Source organism: Actinoplanes sp. NPDC048791, from assembly GCF_040650095.1.
Classification (GTDB): Bacteria; Actinomycetota; Actinomycetes; order Mycobacteriales; family Micromonosporaceae; genus Actinoplanes.
Map to the genome: position 1 here is coordinate 1 of NZ_JBEZGQ010000569.1, position 5,524 is coordinate 5,524.

Sequence of the window (5,524 nt, forward strand, 5' to 3'; positions counted from 1 at the left end):
GAGGGGGTGGTGGCGCACGCCGGCGACAGCGAGCCGCTGGGCGCCTGGTACGCGCTGTCGCTCTACGGTGGTGCGGCGCTGTACCTCGGCGGGCATCTGCTGTTCGCGTACCGGATGCACACAGTGCTGAGCGCGCCCCGCCTGGTCGCGGCAGGCGTCCTGCTCGCGGCTGTTCCGGCCGCTGTGGTGCTGCCGCCGGCGGCCGGGCTGGCCGGTCTGGTCGCGGTGCTGACGGCGCTGATCATCGCCGAGACGAACCGGTGGTCACCGCGGCGGTTCCTTCGAGCTCGACCATGAACGGCCCGGCGGTCAGTGGCGGGCGGTGTGCCGGGCTACGCGTACGCGGGTGCCGCAGGCCGGGCCGCACCACTGCTGGTTGGTGCGGTCCCGGAGGAAGAACTGGCCACAGCTCGGCGCGTCGCAGAAACCGAGCCGCTCCGCCACGGCCGAGGCGGCGAAGTCGATGGTCGCGTGCCCGACCCGCGCGAGCAGCCCGGTCACCGCGTCGGTCCCGTCCGGCGCGATCACGACCGGGTCGGACCCCAGCTGCCGCACCACGGGCCAGGCCCGGGCGCGGGCGTCGATCCGGCCGGCGGCGTCCACCGGGTACGGCCGCTGCCCGGTGACCGCCAGCAGGACGGCGAAGACGTCGTCACGCAGTTCACGCAGCTCGTCCAGCCGATCGGCCCCCTCGGCCGGTACCGGCCCCAGCCGCGCCACCTCGTGCCGGGCCCACTCCAGCACGTCGTCCCAGGTGCGCCACAGGTCCTGGTACTGCGTACCGCGGCGCCGGAGCGAGTTGGCCACGTCCAGGGGCAGCGGTTCGCCCAGCCATTCCCACATCGACCCTCCCTAACGGTTTTATGTTATCCGGCCGTTAGCCCGGGTACGGCTACGACATGAAGTCCATGCTGGCACTGCTCTGCACAGCACAGTTCATGGTGGTCCTGGACGTCACCATCGTGGCCATCGCACTGCCTCAGGTGCGGGGCGACCTCGGGTTCACCACGGCCGGGCTGGCCTGGGTCGTCACGGCGTACACGCTCAGCTTCGGCTGTCTGCTCATCGTGGCCGGACGGGCCGGCGACCTGTTCGGCCACCGCCGCCTCTTCGCCGCGGGACTCACCGTCTTCGGCGTCGCATCGCTGATCTGCGGCGTGGCCTGGTCCCCGGCCGTGCTGGTCGGCGCCCGGGTGATCCAGGGCGTGGGCGCCGCGATCGTCGCCCCCACCGCTCTGGCCCTGCTGAACAGCGCCTTCCCGGCCGGCCCGCAACGACGCCACGCCCTGAGCTGGTGGACCGCGAGCGCGGCCGGCGGCGGCGCGTGCGGCTGGCTGCTGGGCGGCGTGCTCACCGAAAGCCTGGGCTGGCGCTCGGTCTTCCTGGTCAACGTGCCGGTCGCCCTCGTCGCCGCCCTCGCGACCCGCCTGCTCACCGAAACACACCGCAACACCCAGGGCTCCCTCGACCTGCCCGGCGCCGCCACGCTGACCTTCGCCCTGGCCGCCCTGCTCTACGGCTCGTGGGGATTCGCGGCCGCCGTCGTGGCGCTGGCCTGGTTCGTACGCATCGAACGCCGCGCCGCCACACCCATGCTCCCGCTGTCCGCGCTGCGGGACCGCAAGCTGTCCGTCCCGGTGCTCGTCGCCGCCGTCCTGACCGCCACCACGACACCGGTGATGTTCATAGCCGTGCTGTACCAGCAGCAGACCCTCGGCGCGGGCGCGCTGATCACCGGCCTGGCCACGGCACCGTTCAACCTCGCCGTCATCGCCGGCGCCGCCCTGGGCCCTCGTCCGGGGCCGCGGGCCGCCATGGTCGGTGGCCTGGTGGCGGTCGCGGCCGGTGCGTTGGGCCAGCTCCGGACGGGCTCCTACGTGACGACCATGTTGCCGGCCTTCGCCGTGATGGGCGTCGGCCTGGGGGTCGCGTCGGTGGCCTCGACCGGGCTCGGGACCGAAGGCTCGGCTCCCGATCAGCGCGGGCTGGCCTCCGGCCTGCTCAACGCGGCTGCCCAGCTGGGCACGGTGCTGGGCCTGGCGGCTCTGGTGCCGCTGGCCGCCGACGACTCGCTCGCGGGCTACCACGCGGTCTTCAAGTGGGCAGGCGCGGCTGCCGCGGCCGGTGCGCTCCTGCCACTGCTCACGCTGCGGCGACGAGGTCAGGCGGTCACCGGCCCCGGAATATCCGGAGGAAGAAGAGGAACACGTTGAGGATGTCGAGGAAGATCGCCGCGGCCAGCAGCGGCGCGGACGCGATGTCCGAGGAGCGCCGCAGTCGCTGGAAGTCGACCATGATGAGACCCGCGAAGATCACCAGGCCGAGGACGGAGTAGATGAGGGCCCCGTTCGGGATGTTCACGAAGATCAGCACGATGCCGAAGAGGAGCAGGCCCACCAGCGCCCAGAAACAGATCCGGGCCAGCGCGGCGAGGTCACGGCGGGTGGCGTACCCGGCCGCACCGAACGCGGCGACGAACAACGCCGTCGCGGCCGCGGCCTGCCAGAGGGCCTGCGGATCGGTGCTGGCGTAATAGACCAGCGTCGGCGCGACCGCCACCCCCAGCAGCAGCCCGAACGCCGCCAGCAGGGCCACCGTCGCCGGCCGCGAACGGCGAACGGCGAAGTGCATGGCGATCAGGGCGGCGAACGACACCAGGTACGCGCCGAAGGCGACCAGGGCGGGAAAACCACGACCGAGATAGGCGCCGAGGGCGAACAGGCCGGTCGTCGCCGCGACGTACCCCATCGTGCGCGCGAACAGGGTGGCTGCGCCGCCGACGGCCAGTCCGGCCGGGCGAGGTGCGTAGGTGTCGTCCATCGAGCTCCCCTGCGGATGAGGTGGTCAACGTCCACCTTGATCCGCGCGGACACCCGGGACACCCTTCGCCAGGGGTGATACTCCGGCATCCGGCAGTCGCTCTTCGCGGATGAGGCGTACGCCCGCTGCGCGACGACACAGGCGCAGCCGCCCGGTGACACACGCGCTATAGCATCCTAGGAACCTAGCTGGAATGGGTTGCCAGCTGGGCGGCCTGGTCAGATCGGAAAGCGGCCTTTGCGCCAGCGCCAGTGGCCGCCGGCCTTCAGGTGGTCGACGATCGCGCGCTGGAGGGTCGTGTCGCGGGGCAGCTGGTCGAGCGGCGTGGTCAGCGTACGGAACACGAACCGCAACGCCTCCTCGTCCGCGTCCAGGCCCTCCGGCTCCTCGTACGGCTCCAGCTCGAACCGCCGCTGGAACCGCGCGATGTTGGAGTCCTCGGGCAGAAACTCCAGCAGTTGCGGATCGAGCAGCCACGAACCGCAGGAGAACTCCGTGTACCGCTCCTCGGGGAAGTGACGTGGGAAGAACGCCCGGGCCTGGTCGAGCGACGCCGCCACCGCCTCCGGGGTCAGCGGGCCCGACTCGGGGATGTGCAGGCCGATGGCCGTGTCGCCGCGCTGGTGTTGCAGGCGGCCCAGCTCGTACAGGCCGCCGCGCGCGTGCAGGGTCAGCCAGCTCTGCATGACCGGCCAGCCCTCGCCGCGCATCCGCCGGTCGACAGCGAGGTTGCGGCCCAGGTCCGCGAGGGTCGCCCACGACACGGCATCGGCGATGCCGTGTTCACGGTGGTACGCCGTGACGACGTCGACCAGGGCCAGATACGCGTACACGTAGAGGTGCCGCCAGGCCGGTCCCCGGTCGCGCGGCAGCACCGGGCCGGGCGGCAGCCAGTCGGAGCCCCCGAGGTCCGCGCGCACCAGGGCGGTCGAGCGGTCGAGCAGCCAGCGCAGCTCGGGCGTCCACAGTGGGGAGTCCGGGTCGGGCCAGCCGGCCATGATCTCCGCGGCGTCGTCCGGCCGCACCGCCAGCCGCTCGAGCATCCCCGGCGCGTCGGCCTTGGCGGGCAGCGGGGCCGACGGCCGGTCACCGGCGAGGCGCTGCACGCGCTCGACGTCCTCGACGGGCACGCCGAGCCGGGAAGCGGTGTCCTCCAGATCCACAAACCCGACCCTACCGGCCGATCCGTCACCCCGGCCCCTGACGGATCCGTCGGCCCGGCACGGATCCGCCCGCCCAGCACGGATCCGCCACCCGGCACGGATCCGCCACCCGGCACGGATCCGCCCGCCCAGCACGGATCCGCCCGCCCAGCACGGACCGCCGGCCGTCCCGGGTGGCCCCGGCTAGCGCCGCGCGCCGGGCGGGTCCGAGACGCTCCCGGTCACCGTGCCCAGGTCCGGCAGGCCGTGCCCCGAACCGGACAGCGCGAACCGGATCCGCTCGACCGGCTCCGGCAGTTCGTCGGCGATCGTCGGCACGGTCAGCTCGGCCGACAGCCGGTCCGGGGTGAACTCGGCCAGGATGCCGAAGAACTCGAGGTCCGACAGCGGCCGGCTCGGTTCCGCCTCGTAGCCGCCCGCTTCGGCCAGCCAGTCCGGATGCACGTCGGTGGTGGACAGTTGCGGATCGTCGCCCGGAGCCTGGACCGTCGCCTCCACGTAGATCCGGCCCTCGATGGTGTCCGACAGGGTGATCCGCCACCGCAGCGGGTCACCTTCCACCACCGAGTCGGCGACCGGTTCGACGGTGACCTGCGGGGCCGGGTCGTCGTCGCGTACCCGGGTCCGGCCGATCCAGCTGCCGACCTGCACGCCTTGCACGGCCTTGACCTTCACCACGAGACGTTGGTCGGAACCGTAGAGCCGGTCGCCCGCGACGGTGAACGGCACCGGGACGGTGGTGCGGCCGGGGCGGACCGCGGCGACCCAGGAACGCGTACGGCCGGTCGACAGGTCGGTCAGGAACAGTCTCACCCGGCCGGCGCCGCGGCCGGTGACCCGGACCGGCACCTGCACCGTACGTTCGCCGGCATCGTTCTCGTCGACAGTGAGGTCATCGGCGTCGATGCGCGGCAACGCGTCCAGCCGTGGGGCGGGCAGGCCCGGCCGCCACCCCCAGGCGTCGATCAGCCAGGCCGTTCCGCCGGGGCTGCGCGGCACGAGCCGCAGTTCGGCGAGCGAGGTGAGGCCCCGCAACGGCAATCGCACCTCCTGCGCCCAGTAGCGTGGCAGGTTGTCCGAGGAGGGCAGCCCGTCCAGCGTCACCGTGCCGAGGTCCGCGCTGCGGCCGTGGCGGTCGGTGGCGACGACGCCGATCCGCGTACCGGTGCTGCCGGGCGGGACGATGAGCCGCAGGGCCAGATCGCCGGCGACCGGCCGCGGGTGCGCCGGACGCAGGCCGGTCGCCTCCCCCGGCTTCGACCAGGTCAGCTTGACCGAGTGCCGGCCCGGCTCGTCGGCCGCCAGGTCGATTCCCACGAAGTGTGGCGACCAGCCCCAGAGATTGTCCTCAGGGTGGGCCAGGCAGGCCCGGCCGGGATCAGGGTCGACCTGTTCGCAGAGCCGGCCGGGCCCGGTGACGGTCAGCGATTCGTCGGGCAGCACCGCGGGCGTCCGGGCTGCCCCGGGTCCTGATCGGCGCCGCGCCGCTCTCGTTCCACTGCCGCATCGACTCCTTGACGGCCTCGCCGTTGACCTCCGTG

Annotated in this window: 6 protein-coding genes; 2 read left to right on the top strand and 4 right to left on the bottom strand. The window is 73.0% G+C overall.

All coding sequences use genetic code 11. The features are described 5' to 3' along the window. A partial coding sequence (locus AB0C29_RS31240; protein ID WP_360827665.1) for a low temperature requirement protein A occupies nucleotides 1-297 on the top strand: 297 nt, incomplete at its 5' end. A gap of 12 nt (nucleotides 298-309) precedes the next feature. Here AB0C29_RS31240 and AB0C29_RS31245 read toward each other — a convergent pair. Continuing rightward, nucleotides 310-843, bottom strand: a complete 534-nt coding sequence (locus AB0C29_RS31245; RefSeq protein ID WP_360827668.1) for a CGNR zinc finger domain-containing protein — start codon at nucleotides 841-843, stop codon at nucleotides 310-312. 56 nt (nucleotides 844-899) lie between these two features. Here AB0C29_RS31245 and AB0C29_RS31250 point away from each other — a divergent pair, with 56 nt between their 5' ends. Beyond that, nucleotides 900-2,213 carry an MFS transporter gene (locus tag AB0C29_RS31250; protein ID WP_360827671.1) on the top strand — a complete coding sequence of 438 codons (1,314 nt, stop codon included), beginning with the start codon at nucleotides 900-902 and terminating at the stop codon, nucleotides 2,211-2,213. Here AB0C29_RS31250 and AB0C29_RS31255 read toward each other — a convergent pair. The 3 genes from AB0C29_RS31255 to AB0C29_RS31265 all read right to left on the bottom strand — a co-directional run bounded on the left by AB0C29_RS31255 (nucleotide 2,170) and on the right by AB0C29_RS31265 (nucleotide 5,426). Beyond that, nucleotides 2,170-2,820 carry a Bax inhibitor-1 family protein gene (locus AB0C29_RS31255; RefSeq protein WP_360827674.1) on the bottom strand — a complete coding sequence of 217 codons (651 nt, stop codon included), beginning with the start codon at nucleotides 2,818-2,820 and terminating at the stop codon, nucleotides 2,170-2,172. The genes AB0C29_RS31250 and AB0C29_RS31255 overlap by 44 nt on opposite strands. Before the next feature lie 218 nt (nucleotides 2,821-3,038). Further along, a complete protein-coding gene (locus tag AB0C29_RS31260; RefSeq protein ID WP_360827678.1) occupies nucleotides 3,039-3,983 on the bottom strand; it encodes an acyltransferase domain-containing protein in 945 nt (314 codons plus the stop codon). A 183-nt stretch (nucleotides 3,984-4,166) separates the two neighbouring features. Beyond that, a complete protein-coding gene (locus AB0C29_RS31265; protein ID WP_360827680.1) occupies nucleotides 4,167-5,426 on the bottom strand; it encodes a hypothetical protein in 1,260 nt (419 codons plus the stop codon). Between the last annotated feature and the right edge of the window lie 98 nt (nucleotides 5,427-5,524).